Raw genomic sequence first — 20,845 nt, 5'->3', positions numbered from 1 at the left:
CCACACCGATGCGCCGCTTCCGCGAACGCTCCGGTCCCGGGTTCAGGGACGGCGGGGGCGCGGCAGGACGGCCGAGGGCGGATCGGAGATAGGGGCGATCCGGTAGAAGCGGTAGCGTTCCGCCTCGATTCCGTCGCGGGACCGCACCAGCCCGCCCAACGGCGCCCCGGCCTCCGGCCAGTCCGGCGGCCCGTCGCCGCGGCGTTCGCTGCGCACCAGCAACCCGATGGGCGGCAAGGGGCCGGCGGGCAGGTCGAACAGGTCCCAGCGATCGCCCACCGCCGCCACCGGTACGCCCGGCGGCAGGCGCAGCGCCAACTCGCTGGCCAGGCCGTATTCCTCCGCCGCCACGAAGCCCGCACCCTCGCGCTGCCGGGCGGCCTCCACCGCGGCGGCGAAGCCGTCCCAGCCGCCCAGCCGGGCCAGGCTGGGGTCGTTGCGGCGCGGCAGCGGGAACGGCGCCGCCGCGGCCTGCACCAGCACCAGCGCCGAGATCCCCAGGCCAAGCACGACCCCGGGCACCCGCCAGCGGTTCCAGCGCGGCGCGAGGCAGCCCGCGGCGGCGAGGCAGGCGGCGGGATACAGGATCGCCGGCCAGTTGGCCTGCACCCGGCTGCCGGTGGCCTGCCATAGGAACACCGCCGCGGCCGGCAGGCACAGCGCCACCAGGAGCCCCGCCCCCGCGTCGCGCCGGCGCCACCAGGCCGTCGCGGCCGCGCCCACCCCCGTCACGCAGAGCAGGAACACGATCGGCGTGACGAGCCCGAGCTGGCCGCCCAGCAGCTCCGCCAGCCAGCGCAGCGCCGCCCCGTCCCCGCGCACCCCGGCCCGCCCGCCCTGCTTGGCAAAGGAGGCCCAGCCATGCGCGGCGTTCCACCACACCACGGGGGCGAAGATCACGGCCGCCAGCAGCCCGCCGAGCCAGAGTCGCGCATCCCGCAGCCAGGGCCGGGCGCGCGGTTCGGCCAGCAGCCAGAACACCAGCCCCAACCCCAGCAGCGCGGCGGTGTATTTCGACAGCAGCGCCGCCCCGGCGAAGATCCCGACCGGCAGCCACCAGCGCCCGTCCCCCCGCGCATGAGCCTCGGCGACGGCCCAGAGGGCGAGGCACCAGAACACGGCCAGCGGCGTGTCGGGGGTGACCAGCACCGCGCCGGCATTCACCAGCAGGGTGGCGTTGAACAGCGCCGCCCCCCAGACCCCGGCGCTGCGGCCGGGAAACAGCGCCTCCCCCGCCCGCACCAGGGCCAGCGAGGCCAGCAGCAGCCCGAAAGGCGCCAGCAGCCGCACCCCCAGCGGGTTGTCCCCGCCCAGGGCAGTGCCGGCGGCGATCCACAGCGCCACCATCGGCGGGTGGTCGTAGTAGCCGGGCGCCAGGGCGCGCGACCACACCCAGTAATAGGCCTCGTCGGGGGCCAGCGGCACGGCCGCCGCGGCCAGCAGCCGCGCCGCGGTCAGCGCCAGCAGCGCCAGCCACCAGGGGCGCGTCATGGCCTCCACGGGCGCCTCATCGCGTCCACGGGCGTGTCACCGCGTCCACGGGCGCGTCACCGCGTCCACGGGCGCGTCACCGCGTCCGCCATACCAGCGTGGCCGACATGGTGTAGTTCCACACCGCCGTCAGCAGCGCCCCCGCCAGCCCGGCCAGCCCCCAGGCCAGCCCTTCTTCCCGCACCAGCAGCCGGGCAAGGCCGACATTGGCCGCCGCGCCGACGCCGCACACGAGGTAGAACAGCGCCAGCCCGCGCCACATCGCCGCCCCGCGCAGCCGCACGTCCCGATAGGTGACGCGGTTGTTGAGCACGAAATTGGCCGTCATCGCCACGGCCGTCGCCAGCCATTGCGAACTGGCGAAGCCGAGATGCCCCAGGCTGGCCGCCGCCCAGAGCACCAGCAGGTGCACGATCACGCCCACCAGCCCCACGGCGGCGAAGGACAGGAAGCGCCAGGGCAGCACCCCGCCCAACAGCTTGTCCGCCAGCAGGCCGAGGAACTCCATCAGCACGGCAAGGTCGAGCTTGGACTCCCCCGCCTCGCGCGGGCGGAACACGTAGGCGAATTCCGCCACCCGCAGCGGCCGCCCGGCGCTGAGCAGCAGGTCCAGCAGGATCTTGAAGCCGCGCGCGGACAGGCGGGGGGCCAGGTCCTCGACGATCGGGCGGGGCAGCAGGAAGAAGCCGCTCATCGGGTCGCTCAGCGGGGTCGGCAGCAGGGAGGCCGCCAGCCGCGTGCCGGCGGCGCTGATCCGCGCCCGGGTGGCCGAGAACCCACCCACCGCTTCCCCGCCGGCCACGTGGCGGCTGCCCACCGCGATGTCGGCGCGCCCGTCCCGCACCGCGGCCAGCATGGCGGGCAGCAGCGTCTCGTCGTGCTGCAGGTCGCCGTCCATGACGGCCACGAAGGGCGCGGCGGAACTCAGGATGCCCTCGACGCAGGCGGAGGCCAGGCCGCGCCGGCCAATCCGGCGCAGGCAGCGCACGCGCGGGTCGCGCGCCGCCAGGGCCTTGGCCGCGGCGGCGGTGCCGTCGGGACTGTTGTCGTCCACGAACACGGCTTCCCAATCGAGGCCCGCCAGGGCCGCATGCAGGCGCCGCACGAGGGGCTCCACATTGGCCACCTCGTTGAAGCAGGGAATGACCACGGTGAGTTCGGCCGGCACGGCGGCGGGCTTAGCCTTCCCGCGCCGCGCCCGGAAGGGTGGGGCCGTTCCGGCACTCCCCGCCGCCGCGGCCCGGACGGAGGAGCAACCCCGTCCCGAGACCCTTTCCGCAGCCATCGCCGACAGCCGGGGGGCGGGGCAAAGCTCCGCCGCACGCTGGCAGGGACCGCTCCTGCGCCCAAACATCGCGGTCCGCGCAACGGGATCGTGGTCGCCCGCGGCTTCGGCCCTTTCCCGCGCCCGGAGCCGTGGTACCAGGGGGCGGTTCAACCGGCCGCGGGGAGCAGGCGCATGGATTTCAGCGAGGCGATCGCGGCCAATGATGGCGGCGTGGTGCGGATGCGCCGCGACCTGCACGCGCACCCGGAGCTCGGATTCCTGGAATACCGCACGGCCAGCAAGGCGGCCGCGCTGCTGCACCGCCTGGGCTGGCAGGTGAAGGTCGGGCCGGAGGTCATGGTCGCCGCGGAGATGCTGGACCCGCCCTCCCCCGAGGTGGTGCGCGCCGCGCAGGAGCAGGCGATCGCGGAAGGCGCCCCGGCCGAGTGGGTGGCGCGCATGCCGGGCGGCCAGACCGGGGTGGTGGCGGAGCTGCGCCGCGGCGAGGGTCCGGTGCTGGCCTTCCGCTTCGACATGGACGCCCTGCCCGTGGCCGAAACGGAGGCGCCTTCGCACGAGCCCAATGGCGGCGGCTACCGCTCGCGCCACCCCGGCGTGATGCATGCCTGCGGCCATGACGGGCACACTGCCATCGGCCTCGCCCTGGCGGCGCGGCTGGCGCAGGGGGCTTCGGGCTGGCAGGGCACGATCCGGCTGATCTTCCAGCCCGCCGAGGAAGGCGGCCGCGGCGCCCGCCCGATGGTGGCGGCCGGCGTGGTGGACGACGTGGACCATTTCTTCGTCGGCCATCTCGGCTGCCTGTTGCCCAGCGGCCAGGTGGCGCCGGTGGCCAGCGACTTCCTGTTCTCCGCCAAGCTGGATGCGAGTTTCACCGGCCAGGCCGCGCACGCCGCCATGGGACCGCAGGAAGGGCGCAACGCCCTGCTGGCAGGCGCCACCGCGGCGCTGGGCCTGCATGGCATCACCCGCCACGCCGGCGCGCCCACCTTCGTCAATGTCGGGCGCATGGTGGCGGGAACCGGGCGCAACGTGGTGGCCGACCATTGCCAGCTGCTGCTGGAGTTGCGCGGCGGCACGCGCGAGGCGCTGGAGCACATGGAGCGCCGTGCGCGGGAGGTGCTCGCCGGCGCGGCCGCCATGCATGGCGTCACCGTGGAGGTGCGGAGCATGGGCGGCACGATCGGCTTCTCGCCCAGCCCGGAAGCCGCCGGGATCGTGGCCGAGGTCGCCGCCGGCACCGAGGGTATCTCCGGCGTCACCCCGAGCTGGCCGATCGGCGGCGGCGACGATGCCACATTCCTGATCGAGCGGGTGCAGGAGCGCGGTGGCAAGGCGACCTATTTCCTGCTGGGCAGCGACCTCGCCGGCATCCACCACGCGTCGGATTTCGACATCGACGAGGCGGCACTGCATCAGGGCGTGGCGCTCTTCGCCGGGATCGCGGACCGCATCCTTCGCCCCGCCTGAACGCGGCAAGGCATTTGCAGGGGCACGGCGGGGCTGGCAGAGCGCCCCGCGCGCATCACAACACACAGGCGAAACGGGCAGCAGCATGACGGATTCGGGCGGGATCGGGCGGCGCGGGGCGCTCGGGTTGGGCGCGGCGGCCTGGGCCGGGCTGGCGCTGCGGCCGGGCCTCGCCCTGGCGGCGGGCGGCAGCGGCACGGCGGTGGCGGCCATCGATGCCGACCCGCCCAGCCTGAACCCGGCGCTGAGCACGGACTACGCGGTGGGCGAGGTCACGGCCAAGGTCTATGAAGGGCTGGTCTGGCTGGACCGCGACTACACGCCGCATCCCGCCCTGGCCACCAGCTGGGAGGCCTCGCCGGACGGCAAGACCTTCCGCTTCGCGCTGCGACAAGGCGTCACCTGGCACGACGGCAAGCCCTTCAGCAGCGCCGACGTGAAGTTCACCTTCGAGGAGGTGCTGGCCAAGCTGCACCCGCGCACCGCGCCGGTGCTGCAGAACCTCGGCGCCACCGTCGAAACGCCGGACGACCACACGGTGGTGTTCACCTTGCAGCGCGGCTACGCGCCTTTCCTGGTGCAGATGACGGTGTTCGACGCGCCCATCCTGCCGCGCCACGTCTTCCAGGGCACGAACGTCCCCGCCAACCCCGCCAGCCAGGCGCCGGTCGGCACCGGCCCCTTCAAGTTCGCCGAATGGAACCGCGGCGCCACCATCCGCGTGGTGCGCAACGAGAGCTACTGGGACAGCCCCAAGCCCTACCTGGCCGACATCGTGTTCCAGATCGTGCCGCAGGGCGCCAACCGCTCCGCCGGGCTGCAAACGGGCGAGCTGGACATCGTCAGCGACTTCTACATGCCCAAGCCCGACCTGCCGCGGCTGATCCGCGACAACCGGCTGCAGAACCGCCAGGGCGTCAACATCCCGGCGATCTGGTTCGCCATGTTCAACACCGCCAGTGGCGTTTTCGCGAAGAAGGAAGCGCGGCAGGCCGTGGCGATGGCGGTGGACCGGCCGCGGCTGGTGCAGCAGGTGATGGGCGGCCTCGCCCGGCCCGGGGTCGGCGCCTTCGGCGACGGCTTCGGCTGGCTGGTGAACGAGGAGGTGTCCTACGCCCGGAAGTACCCGCTGGACCCGGCCCGCGCCCGGGCGCTGCTGCAGGCGGCCGGCCACGACGGCAAGCCCGTGCGCATGCCCTTCGACGCCGCCCGGCCCCAGCTGCGCAGCGAGGCGCAGATCCTGCGCGAGAACCTGCGCGCCATCGGGCTGGAGGTGCAGCTGGAGCCGCTGGAACGCTCGGTGATGCTGGACCGCGTCTATGCCAAGCGGGAGTTCGACATCACGCTGCAATCCTTCTTCTCGGCGGGCGACCCGGCGATCGGCTACACGCGCCTCTACGTCACCAACACCACCGGCGGCACCAACAACAACGCCTCTGGCTACTCCAACCCGCGGGTGGACGCGCTGCTGGGCGAGGCCGCGACCGCCCCCGACCGCGACCGCCGCGCCGCGCTGTACCGCGAGCTGCAGGTGATCCTGAACGAGGACCTGCCCAGCCTGGTGCTGTTCGACGAGCAGACGGTGGACGTGGCCAGCAAGGCGCTGACCGGCATCTGGGCGGCGCTGGACACGCGCGACCAGTGGGCGGGCGTGCGGCGACAGGGTTCGTGACGCACACCGTGCCGCTCGCCGGGTCCGGGGCGGTCGTCCCGGTGCTTTCCGTCGCTGTGCCGGCCACCCACCCGTGAGGGCGGGCGAGCTCGCCTGGTTCGTGCTGCGGCGGCTGCTGCACGCGGTGCCGCTGGTGCTCTGCGTGGTGGTGCTGAACTTCCTGCTGATCGCCGCCACCCCCGGCGACCCCGTGACGGTGCTGGTGGGCGACTTCCCGGCACCGCCGGGCTACGTCGAACAGGTCCGGCGCGAGTTCGGCCTGGACCAGCCGATCCACGTGCAGCTGCTGCGCTATGTCGGCCACGTGCTGACCGGCGACCTCGGCTATTCCTTCTCCAACCGGCAGCCGGTGACGACGCTGATCCTGGGCCGCCTCCTCGCCACGCTGGAGCTGACGCTGACCGCGCTGCTGCTGGCCAGCGTGCTGGGCGTGCTGCTGGGGGTGCTGGCGGCGCGCTGGCGCGGCACGGCGCTGGACACGGGGGTGCAGGGCATGGCCTCGGCCGGCTACTCCATCCCGGATTTCTGGCTGGGGCAGATCCTGATCCTGGTGTTCTCCATCTGGCTGGGCTGGCTGCCGTCCCAGGGCAACATGGCCGTGCGCGGTGCGCCGACGGGCTTCGCCGGTTTCCTGGACCACCTGCGCTACCTGCTGCTGCCGGCCCTGGCGCTGAGCTTCCGCTACCTGGCGCTGATCGCCCGCATCACCCGAGCGGCGATGCTGGAGGTGCTGGGGGCGGACTTCATCCTGGCCGCCCGGTCCCGCGGCGTGTCGGAACGCGCCGTGATGGTGACGCACGCGCTGCGCAACGCTGCGGCACCGGTGCTGACGGTGATCGGCTACAATCTGGGCTTCATCCTGGCCGGCTCGGCGCTGATCGAGACGGTGTTCGGCTGGCCCGGCATCGGGCGGCTGCTGTTCGACAGCATTTCGCGCCGCGACTATCCGGTGATGATGGCGATCCTGCTGATGGTGTCGGTGACGGTGGTGCTCGCCAATCTCGCCACCGACATCCTGCATCGCGTCATCGACCCGCGGGTGGGCGACCGGTGAGCGGCCGGGTGGACCCCGCCGCGGCCGAGGCCCTGCCCGCCTCCCGCGGTCCGGGCTTCTTCCGGCGCCTGTGCCGCAGCCGGGGGGCGGCGCTGTCGCTGCTCTGCATCGCCACCATGGTGCTGCTGGCGGTCTTCGCGCCCCTGGTGGCCGGCTTCGATCCGCTGGAGGGCGGCGCCGATGCCCTGCTGCCGCCGCTCTCGCCCGGGCATTGGCTCGGCACGGACGACCTCGGGCGAGACATCTGGGCGCAGGTGGTGCACGGGGCGCGCGTGTCCCTGACGGTGGGCATCGTCACGGCGATCGCGGCGGTAACCATCGGCACGCTGGTGGGCGCGCTGGCCGGCTATTACGGCGGCTGGCCGGACATCGTCCTGATGCGGGTGTCGGAATTCTTCCAGACCCTGCCGCGTTTCGTGCTGGCGCTGATCGTGATCGCGCTGTTCGGGGCGGGGCTGCTCAAGGTGATCGCGGTGATCGCGCTGCTGTCCTGGCCGCAGACCGCGCGGCTCGTGCGCGCTTCCGTCGCCAGCCTGCGGCAGCAGCCCTTCGTGGATGCCGCGCGGGTCGGCGGCATGGGCGACCGCGCGCTGATGCTGCGGGAAATCCTGCCCAACGTGGCGGCGCCGATCATCGTCACCGGCTCGCTGGACGTGGCTGGCGCGATCCTGCTGGAAGCCGGCCTGGGCTTCTTCGGCCTGGGCGACCCGAACTACGTATCCTGGGGCGGCATGCTGAATGACGCGCAGCAATACCTGCGGGTGGCCTGGTGGATGTCGCTGTTCCCTGGCCTGGCCATCGCCGTGACCGTGCTGTCCTTCAACGTGCTGGGCGACGCGCTGAACGACGCGCTGAACCCCCGCAACCGGAGCGCCGCATGACCGCGCCGCTGCTGGAGGTCCGCAACCTGTCGGTGGAGATCGCGGGCGGGCGGGGCCGGCCGCCGCTGCGCGTGGTGGACGACGTATCCTTCACCGTGGGTCGCGGTGAGGCGGTGGGGCTGGTGGGGGAAAGCGGGTCGGGCAAGTCGATGACCGCCTTTGCCCTGCTGGACCTGTTCCCCTCCCCCCGCGCGCGCATCGCCGGCGGCGAGATCCGACTGGACGGCCAGGACCTCCGCGCGCTCTCGGCCCGGCAATGGCGGGAGGTGCGCGGCGCACGCATCGGCATGGTGTTCCAGGACCCTTCCTCCTTTCTGGACCCGCTGATCCCCGTGGGGCGGCAGGTCGCGGAAACCCTGCGCGCGCACGGCCGCGATGCGGGTGCCGAGGCGCGGGTGCTGGAGCTGCTGGACCTGATGGAGCTGCCCCGCCCGGCCGAGGTGGCGCGCAAATACCCGCACGAGCTGTCGGGCGGCATGCGGCAGCGCGTGCTGATCGCCGCGGCCCTGGCGCTGCGCCCGGCGCTGCTGATCGCGGACGAGCCGACCACGGCGCTGGACGTCACCGTGCAGGCCGGCATCCTGGACCTGCTGATCCGCCTGCGGGTGGAGCTGGACCTCGGCATCCTGCTGATCACCCACGACCTCGGCGTGGTGGCGGAAACCTGCCAGCAGGTGCACGTCATGTATGCCGGCCACATCGTGGAGCGGAACGACGCGGCCGGGCTGTTCCGCCACCCCCGCCATCCCTACAGCCAAGGCCTGCTGGGCAGCGTGCTGAGCCCGACGAGCCGGGCCGGCAGCCTGTTTTCCATCCCCGGCAGCGTGCCGGGGGCCGGCGACCTCCCGCGCGGCTGTCGCTTCCATCCGCGCTGTCCCCTGGCGCTGCCGGAACTCTGCATCGCCGACGAGCCGCGCCTGGTGGAGCACGCGGATGGCGGTGCCGAACGCTGCCGCCGCGCGGGCGAGGCGGCGCAGGCCTGGGGGCGCACTTCGTGAGCGGCGGACCGGCCGCACCGCCACTGCTGGAAGCACGGGAGGTCATCAAGCTGTTCCCGGTGCGCGCCTGCCAGCGACTGTTCGCACGCACGGCCATGCAGAGCGCCGTCACGGAAGCTTCGGTCACCATCCATCCCGGCGAAACCGTGGCGCTGGTGGGCGAGAGCGGCTCGGGCAAATCCACCCTGGGCCGCATGCTGCTGGGCCTAACCGCGCCGAGCGGCGGCACCATCCTGTATCGCGGCCGCGCCCTGGCGAAGCTGGACGAGGCGGCCCGCCGTGCCTTCCGGCGCGAGGTGCAGGTGGTGTTTCAGGACACCGGCGCGTCCCTGAACCCGCGCCGCACGGTGGGGCAGAGCGTGGCCCTGCCGTTGCAGCACAACCTGGATGTCTGGGGCGAGGAAGCCCGCCGGCGTGCCGACGGGCTGCTGGACCTGGTCGGCCTGTCGCCGGCGCGGTTCCGCGACCGCCTGCCGCATGAACTGTCCGGCGGCCAGCGGCAACGTGTGGGGATCGCCCGCGCCCTGGCCTCCGACCCGGCCGTGATCATCGCCGATGAGCCGGTCTCCGCCCTGGACGTGTCGGTGCGGGCGCAGCTGCTGGGGCTGATGCACGCGCTGCGGCAGCAGCGGCAGTTGGCCTACCTGTTTATCACCCACGACCTCGGCGTGGTGCGGGCGCTGGCGGATCGGGTGATGGTGATGCAGGGCGGCCGGGTGGTGGAACAGGGTACCGCCGACGCGGTGCTGGAGGATCCCCGGCACGACTACACGCGGCGCCTGCTGGCTGCGACACCGGTGCCCGACCCCGGGCGCCAAGCCGCGCGGCTGGCGCAGGCGGTGGCTGGCCGGAGGGGTTGAGGGCCGCTACCTGCCCCACGTGGCCAGTTCGCCAACTGGAGCCGCACCCTCGGCCAGGATGGGATGCCGGAGCGCGGGGCGCTCCAGGGAGCTGAAACGGCGAAGCCCCGAGGTGTGCACCCCGGGGCTTCGCGTGCTTGGTGTGCCCGCTCGGGCTCGAACCGAGGACCCCAAGATTAAAAGTCTCGTGCTCTACCGACTGAGCTACGGGCACGTCTCAACTAGTCGGAAGCAGCAGCGGGGGGCCGGTGTCAAGCACCGAAACCCCCGCCGCGGCCGGCATCACTGCCCCTGGGGCACGTCCGCCGCGATGCGGGCGCGGGTGATGCGGTCGGGCTCGCGCACCGAACCGCTCGACCCGGCGCCGCGCTTGATCTTGTCCACGATGTCCATGCCGGAGATCACCCGGCCCCAGATCGTGTACTGCCCGTCCAGGCTCGGCGCCGGGGCGAACATGATGAAGAACTGACTGTTGGCGCTGTTCGGGTTCTGCGTACGGGCCGCACCCACCGTGCCTCGAATGAAGCGCGCCCGGTTGGGCGGGCTGAACTCAGCGGGAAGGTCGGGCAGCGGGCTGCCGCCGGTGCCGGTGCCGGTCGGGTCGCCGCCCTGGGCCATGAAGCCCTCGATCACGCGGTGGAAGGGCGTGTTGTCGTAGAAGCCCTGGCGCACCAGCGCCTTGATGCGCTCCACGTGCTGCGGTGCCAGCTCGGGCAGCAGCTGGATGGTCACCCGGCCGTCCTTGAGGTCCAGCAGAAGCGTGTTCTCGCGGTCCGCGGCAGGGGGCGTGCCCTGCGCGGCCGCGTCATTGGTTTCGCTCATCAGCGCTCCTCCGGCGATGGTGGCAGTGAACAGCAGCGTGCGTCGCCGCATCATACGTGCTCTCCCGTGTGGCCGCGAACGCGTGCCAGCGTGCGCTCGAGCGTGAGCGCGGGCACGAAGGACGACACCTCGCCCCCGAGCCGCGCGATCTCCTTCACGAACCGCGAATTGATGAACTGGTTGCGTTCGCTGGCCATCAGGAACACCGTCTCGACCTCGGCGTCCAGACGGTGGTTCATGCCCGCCATCTGCAATTCATAGTCGAAATCCGACACCGCCCGCAGGCCGCGCACGATCACCGCGGCGCCGACCTGCCGCGCGAAGCTCACCAGCAGCGTTTCGAAGGGCTCGACCTCGATGGTGGTGCCCGTCCGCTCCGCGATCGGGCGAACTTCCTCGCGCACGAGGTCCACCCGCTCTTCCAGGGAGAAGAGCGGGCCCTTGCCGGCGCTCATGGCCACGCCCACCACCAGCCGGTCCATCAGCCGCGCGGCGCGGTGGATGACGTCCAGGTGGCCGTTGTGGATCGGGTCGAAGGTCCCGGGATACAGGCCGACCCGCTCAGGCATCGGCGTCCCCATCGGCCCCGCCGTCCAGCGGCTCCACCGCATCGGGCGAAGCTTCGGCGACGTCGTCGCTGCCGGAGGAGTCCACCACGGGGAAGCAGGAGATGACGTGCTCCCGCTTGTCCAGGCGCAGCATGGTCACGCCCTTGGAGGTGCGGCCGGTGATGCGGACCTGGTCCACCGGCGTGCGGATCAGCCGCCCGTCATCGGTGATCAGCATCACGTCATCCCCGGTCTTCACCGGGAAAGTCGCCACCACGCGGGGCGCCGCCGACTTGCCGCGGCCTTCGCGCGCCGACAGGTCGATGTTGGTGATGCCGATGCCGCCGCGGCCGGACACGCGGTACTCGTAGGCCGAGGACCGCTTGCCGAAGCCCGCATCGGTGACCACCAGGATCAGCTCCTCGGCAGCTTCCAGCTCGGCGAAGCGCTCTTCCGAGAGGGTCAGGTCCTCGGCTTCCTCCGCCACCTCCTCGGCCGCGGGGTCGCCCAGCCCGACCACCTCCTCCGCGACGGCCTCCGCTTCCTCGGCGCTGTTGCGGCGCTTGGCGATGGCGGCCTTGAGGTAGGCCACGCGCTCGGCATTGGTGGCCTCGACGTGCCGCAGCACGGAGAGCGCGATCACGCTGTCCCCCTGCCCCAGCTTGACGCCGCGCACGCCGGTGCTGTCGCGGCCGGAGAAGACCCGCAGCGTGTCGCTTTCCGCCACGAAGCGGATGCAGCGGCCGTTGCGGGTGGCCAGCGCCACGTCGTCGCCCTCGCGGCAGGTCTGCACGCCGATCAGGCTGTCGCCCTCGTCCAGCTTCATGGCGATCAGGCCGGTGGCGCGGACGTTGCGGAAGTCAGACAGCCGGTTGCGCCGCACGTTGCCCTGCGCCGTGGCGAAGACGAGGTGCAGGTTCTCCCACATCCCCTCGTCCTGCGGCAGCGGCAGCACGGCCGTGACCTGCTCGTCCTGCTGCAGCTGCAGCAGCTGGCGCAGGGAGCGGCCCCGCGCGGTGGGACCGGCCAGGGGCAGCTTCCACACCTTCTCGCGGAAGGCGATGCCGCGGGAGGTGAAGAACAGCACCCACTGGTGGGTGTGCGCGTTGAAGGAGCGCACCACCACGTCGTCCTCGCGCGTCCCCGCCGCCGAACGGCCGCGGCCGCCGCGGTTCTGCGCCCGGAAACTTTCCAGCGTGGTGCGCTTGACGTAGCCGTCGCGCGTCAGCGTCACCACCATCAGCCCAGGCTCGATCAGGCTCTCGTCGTCCTGGTCGGTGACGCCGTCCACGATCTCCGTCATGCGGGAGGAAGCGAGCTGCGCCCGGATCTCGGCCAGCTCCTGCGCCATCAGCTCCAGGCGGCGCGGGCGGCTGGCCATGATCTCCAGCAGCTCGCGGATGCGGCCGCCGACCTCGTCCAGCTCGGCGACGATCTTGTCGCGCTCCAGCCCGGTCAGGCGCTGCAGGCGCAGTTCCAGGATGCCGCGGGCCTGGGTTTCCGTCAGCCGCACCGTGTCGTCGTGCACGATGTTGCCGGCATCATCCACCAGCGCCAGCAACGAGGCCACGTCGCCCGCCGGCCAGTCGCGCGTCATCAGCGCCTCGCGCGCCGCATTGGCGTCGGGGCTCTGACGGATGACGCGGATCACCTCGTCGATGTTCGCCACCGCGATGGCCAGGCCGATCAGCAGGTGCCCCCGCTCGCGCGCCTTGTTCAGGCGGAAGCGCGAACGGCGCAGGATTACGTCCTCGCGGAAGGTGATGAAGGCGAAGAGCGCGTCCTTCAGCCCCATCTGCCGCGGCCGGCCATTGTCCAGCGCCAGCATGTTCACGGCGAAGGAGGTTTGCAGCGCGGTGAAGCGGTAGAGCTGGTTCAGCACCACCTCCGGCGTCGCTTCGCGCTTCAGCTCGATCACGATGCGCATGCCGGAGCGGTCGCTCTCGTCGCGCAGGTCGGAGATGCCCTCCACCTGCTTGGCGCGCACCAACTCGGCCATGCGCTCGATCAGCGTGGACTTGTTGACCTGATACGGGATTTCCGTGACCACGATGGCCGAACGGCCGCCGCGCATCTCCTCGATCGCGGCACGCGCGCGCAGCGGCACGGAACCACGCCCGGTCTCGAAGGCCGAGCGGATGCCGGCACGCCCCAGGATCAGCCCGCCGGTCGGGAAATCCGGCCCGGGGATGATCTTCATCAGCTCTTCGAGGGAGGTGTCCGGCTCTGCGATCAGCTTCAGCGTCGCGTCGATCACCTCGGCCGGGTTGTGCGGCGGGATGTTGGTGGCCATGCCCACGGCGATGCCGTTGGCGCCGTTCACCAGCAGGTTCGGGAAGGCCGCCGGCAGCACGCGTGGTTCCGACGCGCTCTCGTCGTAGTTGGGCTGGAAGTCGACCGTGTCCTCGTCGATGCCGGCCAGCAGGGCGGCGGCGGACTTGGCCAGCCGCGCCTCGGTGTAGCGCATCGCCGCCGGCGGATCGCCGTCCACCGAGCCGAAGTTACCCTGCCCGTCGATCAGCGGCACGCGCATGGAGAAGGGCTGCGCCATGCGGACCATGGCGTCGTAGATCGCGGCGTCGCCGTGCGGGTGGTACACGCCCATCACGTCGCCCACCACGCGGGCCGACTTGCGGTGCGGCTTGTCCGGCGTGTAGCCGGCCTCGTGCATGGCATACAGGATGCGCCGGTGCACGGGCTTGAGCCCGTCGCGCGCATCCGGCAGGGCGCGCGACACGATCACGCTCATCGCGTAGTCGAGGTAGGAGCGGCGCATCTCCTCCTCGAGAGCGACGGGGGTCCCCGTCAGCTCCGGCCCCTCAGCGCCGCCGGCGCCGTCCTCGGTGTCACTCACATCTGCATCCTAAAAGAACCGGCCCGCGCTCAGAACGGGATGTCGTCGTCGAGGTCACCCTTGGGCGCATCCCAGCCACCGCTCTGCGGCCGCGAGGCACCGCCCGAAGAACCACCGCGGTTGCCGCCGCCGAAACCGCCGCCGCCGCGCCCGCCGCGGTCGCCACCGCCGCCGGAGAAGCCGCCGCGCTCGCCGCCGCCGCCACCGGAGAAGCCGCCGGCCCCCTCGCCGCCCTCGGCACGGTCGCCACGGCCGCCCAGCAGCGTCAGCTCACCGCCGAACTGCCGCAGCACGATCTCGGTGGAATACTTGTCGGCGCCGTCCTTGTCCTGCCACTTGCGGGTTTCCAGCTTGCCCTCGATGTAGACGCTGGACCCCTTGCGGAGGTACTTCTCAGCGATCTCGCCGAGGCGCTCGTTGAAGATCGCCACCGAGTGCCACTCGGTCTTTTCCTGGCGGTTGCCCTCGCGGTCCTTGTAGGTGTCCGTGGTGGCCAGCCGCAGGTTCACCACCTTGCCGCCATTCTGGAAGTTGCGGACCTCCGGGTCCTTCCCCAGGTTCCCGATCAGGATCACCTTGTTCACGCTGCCGGCCATGGCGTCAGACCCTCTCCGCTGCCTCGGCCCGACCGCCGAGCGGCAGCCGACCGAATCGAAACCACCCGCGCGGCGAGACCGGCAGGGCGGTGAAACCTACCCCCAGCGGAAGGCGCTAGCCACCCCTGGGGCATGAAGGCCGGAGGCGGCGGTGAAAGCCCCTTCCAGCCCTGCCTATATGGTGCGACAAGCCCGCGAACACAATGCGAACACCCGGGGTTCAGCCGAGGAACAAGCCTTGCCCGACAGCCTGCCGCCTGCCCTGCCCGACCCCGTCGCCTCGGCCTCGCCCAAGCCGCGCGATGCCACCCCGCGCCCGCACCAGGCGGGGTCCTCGGGGGGATTCATCCGGGTCCGCGGGGCGCGGCAGCACAACCTCAAGGGCATCGACCTCGACCTGCCCAAGGACACGCTGACGGTCATCACCGGCCTGTCCGGCTCCGGCAAGTCCAGCCTGGCCTTCGACACCATCTACGCCGAGGGCCAGCGCCGCTACGTCGAGAGCCTGAGCGCCTATGCCCGGCAGTTCCTGCAGCTGATGGGCAAGCCGGAGGTGGACAGCATCGAGGGCCTTTCGCCCGCCATCTCCATCGAGCAGAAGACCACCTCCCACAATCCCCGCTCCACCGTCGGCACGGTGACGGAGATCTGGGACTACATGCGCCTGCTCTGGGCCCGCGTCGGCGTGCCTTATTCGCCGACCACCGGCCTGCCCATCGTGGCGCAGACCGTGTCGCAGATGGTGGACCGCGTGCTGGGCATGCCGGAAGGCAAGCGCCTGCTGATCCTCGCCCCCGTGGCGCGCGGCAAGAAGGGCGAGTGGAAGAAGGAGCTGGCCGAACTCCAGCGCCGCGGCTTCGAGCGCGCCAAGATCAACGGCACCCTGTACCGGCTGGAAGACGCGCCGGCGCTGGACAAGAAGAAGAAGCACGACATCGAGGCGGTGGTGGACCGCGTGGTGGTCGCCCCCGGGCTGGAAAGCCGGCTGGCGGACAGCTTCGAGACGGCCCTCGCGCTCAGCGACGGCGTGGCCTACGCCGACGACGCCGACAGCGGCGAGCGCACCGTGTTCAGCAGCCGCTTCGCCTGCCCGGAGAGCGGCTTCACCATCGAGGAGATCGAGCCGCGGCTGTTCTCCTTCAACTCGCCCCAGGGCGCCTGCCCGGTCTGCGACGGGCTGGGCACCGAAACCTTCTTCGACCCCGCCATGGTGGTGCCGGACGACCAGCGCTCCCTGGCCGACGGGGCGGTGGCGCCCTGGGCCGGTGGCGCGTCCTCGGAATACTACGACCAGACGCTGGAAAGCCTGGCGCGGCACTACAAGGTCCGGCTGACCACCTCCTGGGCGGAGCTGCCGCCCAAGGTGCGCGAGGGCATCCTGCACGGCACCGGCACCGAGGTGGTGACGCTGCGCTACAAGGACGGGCTGCGCGCCTACGAGGTGAAGAAGCCCTTCGAAGGCGTGCTCCCCAATCTCGAGAAGCGCCTGCGCAGCAGCGACAATCCCTGGGTGCGCGAGGACCTGCAGCGCTACCAATCCGACCGGCCCTGCCGGACCTGCCAGGGCGCCCGGCTGAAGCCCGAGGCACTGGCGGTGAAGGTGGCGGGGATGCACATCGCCCAGGCCTCGGCGCTGAGCATCCGTGGCGCGATGGAATGGTTCCAGAACGTCCACGGCACCCTGACCACGCAGCGGCAGGAGATCGCCGGCCGCATCCTGCGCGAGATCAACGAGCGGCTGCGCTTCCTGGTGGATGTCGGGCTGGACTACCTGAGCCTGTCGCGTTCCTCCGCCACGCTGTCGGGCGGGGAATCCCAGCGCATCCGGCTGGCCTCGCAGATCGGCTCCGGGCTGACCGGCGTGCTCTACGTGCTGGACGAGCCCTCCATCGGCCTGCACCAGCGCGACAACGAGCGGCTGCTCGGTACGCTCCGGCGGCTGCGCGACCTCGGCAACACCGTGCTCGTCGTGGAGCACGACGAGGACGCGATCCGCGCCGCCGACCACCTCGTGGACATCGGCCCCGCCGCCGGCAAGCATGGCGGCCAGGTGATCGCCCAGGGCACGCCGGACGAAGTGGCGGCCCACCCCGACAGCATCACCGGCGCCTACCTGTCCGGCCGCCGTCGCATCGAGGTCCCGGCCGAGCGCCGCCCGGCCGACACGTCGCGCATGCTGCGCATCGTCGGCGCGCGCGGCAACAACCTGAAGAACGTGTCCGCCTCCATCCCACTGGGCACCTTCACCTGCGTCACCGGCGTCTCGGGGGGCGGCAAGTCCACCCTGGTGATCGAGACGCTGTACAAGGCCGCCGCCCGCCGGCTGATGGGCGCCGGCACGGTCCCTGCCCCGCACGACCGGCTGGAAGGGCTGGAGCAGCTCGACAAGATCATCGACATCGACCAGTCGCCGATCGGCCGCACGCCGCGCTCCAACCCCGCGACCTATACCGGCCTCTTCGCGCCGATCCGCGACTGGTTCTCCGAGCTGCCGGAAAGCCGGGCGCGCGGCTACAAGGCCGGGCGCTTCTCCTTCAACGTGAAGGGCGGCCGCTGCGAGGCCTGCCAGGGCGACGGGCTCATCAAGATCGAGATGCACTTCCTGCCCGACGTCTACGTCACCTGCGACACCTGCAAGGGCAAGCGCTACAACCGAGAGACGCTGGAGGTCCGCTTCCGCAACAAGTCCATCGCCGACGTGCTGGACATGACGGTGGACGAAGGCTGCGAGTTCTTCTCCGCCGTGCCCACCATTCGCGAGAAGCTGACGGTGCTGCGCGAGGTGGGGCTGGGCTACATCCACCTCGGCCAGCAGGCGACCACGCTGTCGGGCGGCGAGGCACAGCGCATCAAGCTGGCCAAGGAGCTCGCCCGCCGTGCCACCGGCCGCACCCTCTACATCCTGGACGAGCCCACCACCGGCCTGCACTTCGAGGATGTGCGCAAGCTGCTGGAACTGCTGCAGGCGCTGGTGAAGACCGGCAACACGGTGGTGGTGATCGAGCACAACCTGGAGGTCATCAAGACCGCCGACTGGCTGCTCGACCTCGGCCCCGAGGGTGGCGAGGGCGGCGGCCGCATCGTGGCGGAGGGCACGCCGGAAACCGTGGCCGCGACGCCCGAGAGCCACACCGGGCATTTCCTCCGGCCGCTGCTGGCGGCAGGGGCGGCTCCGCCTGCGGCGGCGGAAAAGCCGAAGCGCCGCAAGCGGGCCTGACGCGCACCGCGGCAGGCAGGAAGCACGAGGCAGGGCGAAACCTTGCCCGGGCGATCCGGCGACGCGCCTCCGTCAACGGGCATCGCCGCCGTTTCTCACACCCAGGGGTAAGGCACGGCCCCGCGGGTGTTGAGGCCGATATTGTTCCAGGCGCTGACGGGCACGCTGCCCAGGAAGCCGATCGACTCCGTCGCCACGGAGGTGATGACGTTGTCGTCGAAGTTCCAGAAACCCGGAATGTAGAGCTGCGCGACCTCATGCGCGCCGAACCAGGCCATCGGCCTGCTCTTGGCCATGCGCTCCGCGTCGTCGCCCGGTTCCGCTGCCGGAAAGCCACGGCCGGAGAAGGCCTTCAGCGGCTGCTCCAGCCGGATGCTGAACACCGTGTCGAACACCCCGAAATCCGGGCTGACCGCCAGCTTGATGCGCATCATGTGCTGCATCACGGTTTCCCGCTTCGACATGTCCTCACCGGGGCGGGCGGGATAGTCCTCCAGCCGGCCGGCCAGCACGCCCAGGCCCAGGAAGGTGCCGGCGGTCATCCACCAGCCCGAGGTCAGGTTCTTCACCAGGGGGCTCGTGCTGTGCCCGATCCGGTACAGCACCTGCTCGTTGCTCAGCTTGGTTTCCCGAGGCGAGGCGATGCCACCCCGAAAGGCCTTGGTCCACACGCCCCAGCCACGGGCGAACATCTCGTTCTTCGCGCGCTTGTGGGGTTTGGAGAACTCGTCCTCGTTGGCGAAGGTGTTCACCGGCGCGAATTTCGGCGGTGGGGGCAGTGTCTGGGTCAGGCTCACGGCGCGGGGTTCCTGGTCGCCGGCGCATCCGCTCCGCCGGAAAGCAGCCCGGCGAGGGCTGGGCGGCGTCGCTCCTAACCCATCGCCGCCCGCGCCGACCATCACCCGTTCGGGTGAGTTCCGCCGCCCCGCCTCACACCCGCCCGCGCAACCCCGCCAGGGTCACGGCCAAGCGGTCGCCCAGGCCGCGCCCCGTCCCTGGCGCCACCGTGCCGCGCCCGGCCGCCAGCCGCCGCAGGTCGCGCCGGGCCAGCACGGCCGGCAGGGCCGCGGACACGGCAGCCCGCGGCAGGTTGGCCAGGGTGGCGCGGCACTGCGCCAACTGCGGCAAGGCCGCGGCGGCCAGCTGCGCTGAGAGGGCCTGCACCGCCGCGCCGTTGGGGTCGAAGGCATCGGCGCTGGCGCCGGCCACGGCCAGCAGATCCTCCGGCAAAGGACAACGGCCCGCGACGGCCCAGGCCGGCAGGTGGCGCAGCACCCGTGCCAGCGCGAAGAGTTCCCCGGCCAGCAACAGGCTGGGAAGCAGGCCGGACGGGGCGCCGAGGCAGCGGCCCATCGTCACCAGGAAGCCGCCCCCGGTGCCGCTGAGATAGGCCTCGAAGGCGCCGCGCGCCGGGAAGGGCAGTTCCGTTTCCGCTTCCCGCGCGTCGATCAGGGCGGCGAGCTCGGTGGCGTCCAGCTCGCCGGCAGCGATGGCGCGGTGCAGCGGCTCCGCCACCTCGTGCCGGCGGGGCGGCTTGCCTTCGGCGGCCGCCTCCACCACCTCGCGCCACCATTGCAGCCGGATCAGCGCCAGGGTGGGCTGCGAGGTGACCTCGCCCGCCCGCGCCAGTTCGCGGTCGAAGGCGATCAGGGCGAAGATCGCCTCGCGCTTCCCGGGTGGGGCGAACAGGGCGCAGAGGAAACGATCCGGGTCGGCATCCCGGGCGAGAGCGCCGATCGCCGGCATGTCAGGCATCGGGTGGGATGTGGCGAAGCGCGCCGCATCCCGCAAGCGCTTGCCCGCCCGGCTGTGAACGGCGCGGCCGCCGCCGGATGGCCGCCCCAGGTTGACGCCCTTCCGGCACCCGCCCACCTTCCGGCCGGTTTCCAACACACGGGAGAGACCCCCATGGCCTTCAGCCTGCCGCCGCTGCCCTACGATGCCGGCGCCCTCGCCTCGCGCGGCATGTGCCAGGAAACGCTGGAACTGCACCACGACAAGCACCACCAGGCCTATGTCACGGCCCTGAACGGCATGGTCGAGAGCAAGGGCATGCAGGGCAAGAGCCTGGAAGAGATCGTGCAGGCCGCGGGCCAGGGCGGCGCCGACATGCAGCCCGTGCTGAACCAGGCCGGGCAGCACTGGAACCACATCCTGTTCTGGCAGGTGATGTCGCCCTCCGGCGGCGACGACAAGATCCCGACCGCGCTGGCGCAGAAGATCGACAGCGACCTCGGCGGCCTCGCGAAGTTCAAGGAAGACTTCAAGCAGGCCGGCGTGACGCAGTTCGGCTCCGGCTGGGCCTGGCTGATCCAGGACAGCGCCGGCAAGCTGAAGATCACCAAGACGCCCAACGGCGCCAACCCGATCTCGACGGGTGAAGGCACGCCGCTGCTGGGCGTGGACGTGTGGGAACACTCCTACTACGTCGACTTCCGCAACCGTCGCCCGGACTACCTGCAGAACTTCCTGGATAAGCTGGTGAACTGGGAATACGTCGCCGGGCTGATGCAGCAGGGCGGCATGAAGTCCGGCCAGTCGGCCTGATCGTCACGGCGGGGGCGGCGTTTCGCCCCCGCGATGCCGTGCGACGGGTCCGTCCCGCCGCGCGGCACCTTTCGACGCGCCGCGCGGCATCTTTCGACGCGCCACGCGGCACAGTTCGGCGCGCCGCTCGGCACGCCTCGGTGCACCGCGCGGCGGGATGCGCGGCTCAGCCCTTGGCCGGCGCCGCGTCGTTGGCGGCCAGCGGCCGCACCACGCTGCTGATGGTGCCGCGCACCACGATCACGCGCACGTTGGGCGCGATCTCCACCTCGATCTCGTCCGAACCGTCCTTGACCCGGGTGATGTTGCCGACGATGCCGCCGGCGGTGATGATCTTGTCGTTGCGCTTGAGCGTGCCGAGCATGTCGCGGTGCTCGCGCGCGCGCTTCTGCTGCGGGCGGATCAACAGGAAGTAGAACACGACGAAGATCAGCAGCAGCGGCGCCACTTGCATGACCAGGGACGCGGCCCCTGCGGCGGAGGCGTCCTGCGCGTAGGCAGGGCTGATGAACATGGGGCTGGCGCCTTCCCGGCTTGCGGATGATGGGGC

The 20,845-nt window shown here is 71.7% G+C and carries 17 protein-coding genes and 1 tRNA gene; 8 read left to right on the top strand and 10 right to left on the bottom strand.

The window, feature by feature from the left end:
- Positions 1–42: 42 nt before the first annotated feature.
- Both ACLIBK_RS11155 and ACLIBK_RS11150 read right to left on the bottom strand, forming a co-directional pair.
- Positions 43–1,491 carry a glycosyltransferase family 39 protein gene (locus tag ACLIBK_RS11155; protein ID WP_415387329.1) on the bottom strand — a complete coding sequence of 483 codons (1,449 nt, stop codon included), beginning with the start codon at positions 1,489–1,491 and terminating at the stop codon, positions 43–45.
- A 76-nt stretch (positions 1,492–1,567) separates the two neighbouring features.
- Positions 1,568–2,659, bottom strand: a complete 1,092-nt coding sequence (locus ACLIBK_RS11150) for a glycosyltransferase (RefSeq protein WP_415387328.1) — start codon at positions 2,657–2,659, stop codon at positions 1,568–1,570.
- Positions 2,660–2,950: 291 nt separating this feature from the next.
- On the opposite strand from ACLIBK_RS11150, the gene ACLIBK_RS11145 reads away from it, so the two are divergent.
- The 6 genes from ACLIBK_RS11145 to ACLIBK_RS11120 all read left to right on the top strand — a co-directional run bounded on the left by ACLIBK_RS11145 (position 2,951) and on the right by ACLIBK_RS11120 (position 9,711).
- The gene (locus ACLIBK_RS11145) at positions 2,951–4,246 is read left to right on the top strand and encodes an amidohydrolase (RefSeq protein WP_415387327.1); all 1,296 of its coding nucleotides are present in this window, start codon (positions 2,951–2,953) and stop codon (positions 4,244–4,246) included.
- 85 nt (positions 4,247–4,331) lie between these two features.
- The gene (locus ACLIBK_RS11140; RefSeq protein WP_415387326.1) at positions 4,332–5,918 is read left to right on the top strand and encodes an ABC transporter substrate-binding protein; all 1,587 of its coding nucleotides are present in this window, start codon (positions 4,332–4,334) and stop codon (positions 5,916–5,918) included.
- A 73-nt stretch (positions 5,919–5,991) separates the two neighbouring features.
- Positions 5,992–6,972 (top strand): ABC transporter permease, encoded by a 981-nt coding sequence (locus ACLIBK_RS11135; RefSeq protein ID WP_415387325.1) that lies wholly within the window; start codon positions 5,992–5,994, stop codon positions 6,970–6,972.
- On the top strand, positions 6,969–7,853 hold the full coding sequence (locus tag ACLIBK_RS11130; RefSeq protein WP_415387324.1) for an ABC transporter permease: 885 nt from the start codon (positions 6,969–6,971) through the stop codon (positions 7,851–7,853). The genes ACLIBK_RS11135 and ACLIBK_RS11130 overlap by 4 nt, the downstream gene beginning before the upstream one ends.
- The gene (locus ACLIBK_RS11125) at positions 7,850–8,851 is read left to right on the top strand and encodes an ABC transporter ATP-binding protein (RefSeq protein WP_415387323.1); all 1,002 of its coding nucleotides are present in this window, start codon (positions 7,850–7,852) and stop codon (positions 8,849–8,851) included. Before ACLIBK_RS11130 ends, ACLIBK_RS11125 begins: the two co-directional genes overlap by 4 nt.
- Entirely contained in the window at positions 8,848–9,711 is an 864-nt protein-coding gene (locus ACLIBK_RS11120; protein WP_415387322.1) for an ATP-binding cassette domain-containing protein, read from the top strand. Before ACLIBK_RS11125 ends, ACLIBK_RS11120 begins: the two co-directional genes overlap by 4 nt.
- A 138-nt stretch (positions 9,712–9,849) precedes the next feature.
- Here ACLIBK_RS11120 and ACLIBK_RS11115 read toward each other — a convergent pair.
- From ACLIBK_RS11115 to ssb, 5 genes are all read right to left on the bottom strand, one after another.
- Positions 9,850–9,925 (bottom strand) — tRNA-Lys (locus tag ACLIBK_RS11115).
- A 68-nt stretch (positions 9,926–9,993) separates the two neighbouring features.
- Positions 9,994–10,584, bottom strand: coding sequence for a peptidylprolyl isomerase (locus ACLIBK_RS11110; RefSeq protein ID WP_415387418.1), 591 nt, complete (start codon positions 10,582–10,584; stop codon positions 9,994–9,996).
- Positions 10,584–11,102, bottom strand: a complete 519-nt coding sequence (coaD, locus tag ACLIBK_RS11105) for a pantetheine-phosphate adenylyltransferase (RefSeq protein WP_415387321.1) — start codon at positions 11,100–11,102, stop codon at positions 10,584–10,586. Before coaD ends, ACLIBK_RS11110 begins: the two co-directional genes overlap by 1 nt.
- Positions 11,095–13,935, bottom strand: coding sequence for a DNA gyrase subunit A (gene gyrA / locus ACLIBK_RS11100; protein ID WP_415387320.1), 2,841 nt, complete (start codon positions 13,933–13,935; stop codon positions 11,095–11,097). Before gyrA ends, coaD begins: the two co-directional genes overlap by 8 nt.
- Before the next feature lie 29 nt (positions 13,936–13,964).
- Complete coding sequence (gene ssb / locus ACLIBK_RS11095) at positions 13,965–14,531, bottom strand: single-stranded DNA-binding protein (RefSeq protein ID WP_415387319.1); 567 nt, start codon at positions 14,529–14,531, stop codon at positions 13,965–13,967.
- A 346-nt stretch (positions 14,532–14,877) separates the two neighbouring features.
- Here ssb and uvrA point away from each other — a divergent pair, with 346 nt between their 5' ends.
- On the top strand, positions 14,878–17,748 hold the full coding sequence (uvrA, locus tag ACLIBK_RS11090) for an excinuclease ABC subunit UvrA (protein WP_415387417.1): 2,871 nt from the start codon (positions 14,878–14,880) through the stop codon (positions 17,746–17,748).
- A gap of 95 nt (positions 17,749–17,843) precedes the next feature.
- Here uvrA and ACLIBK_RS11085 read toward each other — a convergent pair whose 3' ends face one another.
- On the bottom strand, positions 17,844–18,545 hold the full coding sequence (locus ACLIBK_RS11085; protein WP_415387318.1) for a hypothetical protein: 702 nt from the start codon (positions 18,543–18,545) through the stop codon (positions 17,844–17,846).
- Positions 18,546–18,678: 133 nt separating this feature from the next.
- The gene (locus ACLIBK_RS11080; protein ID WP_415387317.1) at positions 18,679–19,494 is read right to left on the bottom strand and encodes a squalene/phytoene synthase family protein; all 816 of its coding nucleotides are present in this window, start codon (positions 19,492–19,494) and stop codon (positions 18,679–18,681) included.
- A 162-nt stretch (positions 19,495–19,656) separates the two neighbouring features.
- Between ACLIBK_RS11080 and ACLIBK_RS11075 the strand changes: the two genes are divergently transcribed.
- A complete protein-coding gene (locus tag ACLIBK_RS11075) occupies positions 19,657–20,295 on the top strand; it encodes a superoxide dismutase (protein ID WP_415387316.1) in 639 nt (212 codons plus the stop codon).
- A 166-nt stretch (positions 20,296–20,461) separates the two neighbouring features.
- Here the strand turns inward: ACLIBK_RS11075 and yajC are convergent, their stop codons facing one another.
- Positions 20,462–20,809 (bottom strand): preprotein translocase subunit YajC, encoded by a 348-nt coding sequence (yajC, locus tag ACLIBK_RS11070; RefSeq protein WP_415387315.1) that lies wholly within the window; start codon positions 20,807–20,809, stop codon positions 20,462–20,464.
- Positions 20,810–20,845 lie beyond the last annotated feature (36 nt).

The organism is Roseomonas sp. BN140053 (genome assembly GCF_047690175.1).
Lineage (GTDB): Bacteria > Pseudomonadota > Alphaproteobacteria > Acetobacterales > Acetobacteraceae > Roseomonas.
The sequence above is the reverse complement of the archived record's forward strand: the minus strand, read 5'-3'. Positions and strand labels throughout refer to the sequence as shown.

What these genes read in the sequence shown, in the direction of transcription:
- ACLIBK_RS11155 (WP_415387329.1), bottom strand. Translation starts at nt 1,491, where the DNA reads ATGACGCGCCCCTGGTGGCTGGCGCTGCTGGCGCTGACCGCGGCGCGG.
- ACLIBK_RS11145 (WP_415387327.1), top strand. Translation starts at nt 2,951, where the DNA reads ATGGATTTCAGCGAGGCGATCGCGGCCAATGATGGCGGCGTGGTGCGG.
- ACLIBK_RS11140 (WP_415387326.1), top strand. Translation starts at nt 4,332, where the DNA reads ATGACGGATTCGGGCGGGATCGGGCGGCGCGGGGCGCTCGGGTTGGGC.
- ACLIBK_RS11125 (WP_415387323.1), top strand. Translation starts at nt 7,850, where the DNA reads ATGACCGCGCCGCTGCTGGAGGTCCGCAACCTGTCGGTGGAGATCGCG.
- ACLIBK_RS11110 (WP_415387418.1), bottom strand. Translation starts at nt 10,584, where the DNA reads ATGCGGCGACGCACGCTGCTGTTCACTGCCACCATCGCCGGAGGAGCG.
- coaD (WP_415387321.1), bottom strand. Translation starts at nt 11,102, where the DNA reads ATGCCTGAGCGGGTCGGCCTGTATCCCGGGACCTTCGACCCGATCCAC.
- ssb (WP_415387319.1), bottom strand. Translation starts at nt 14,531, where the DNA reads ATGGCCGGCAGCGTGAACAAGGTGATCCTGATCGGGAACCTGGGGAAG.
- ACLIBK_RS11080 (WP_415387317.1), bottom strand. Translation starts at nt 19,494, where the DNA reads ATGCCGGCGATCGGCGCTCTCGCCCGGGATGCCGACCCGGATCGTTTC.
- ACLIBK_RS11075 (WP_415387316.1), top strand. Translation starts at nt 19,657, where the DNA reads ATGGCCTTCAGCCTGCCGCCGCTGCCCTACGATGCCGGCGCCCTCGCC.
- yajC (WP_415387315.1), bottom strand. Translation starts at nt 20,809, where the DNA reads ATGTTCATCAGCCCTGCCTACGCGCAGGACGCCTCCGCCGCAGGGGCC.